This window comes from Bacillus sp. RB3, assembly GCF_030164735.1.
GTDB classification, from domain to species: Bacteria; Bacillota; Bacilli; order Bacillales; family Bacillaceae_G; genus Bacillus_A; species Bacillus_A cereus.
The window spans coordinates 1-285 of the sequence record NZ_JASNGE010000128.1 but is presented as its reverse complement, the minus strand read 5'-3'; the positions used below and the strand labels follow the sequence as shown (position 1 = coordinate 285).

The following is a 285-nucleotide window of genomic DNA, read 5'->3' as shown; positions in this document are numbered from 1 at the left end:
CTTTAATGCTTGCATACGTACTAGTAAAATAGGAATGGGGTATACCCGCTTCTAATTTAATCTGCATTTTTCTGTTGCTTTGTTATACTCTACTTTTGCGATTTCTCGATCATTATATCCCTTTAAAGACCAGGCAAATTAATTTCCATCTAAAACTGTTGTTTCTGGCATTTTCTCTACTTTCTTTAGGCCTTCTTTTGTAACTTCGTACATAGCTTTTTTTCCAAAACTCTCTTGTTTACTATTATCTACATTTGTGAGAGTAGCTCTATGCACACCTTCTTG

The 285-nt window shown here is 34.0% G+C and carries 1 pseudogene; it reads right to left on the bottom strand.

The annotated features are described in order from the left end of the window. Window positions 1-285: pseudogene (locus tag QO049_RS30650) on the bottom strand (putative mucin/carbohydrate-binding domain-containing protein); the annotation flags it as partial.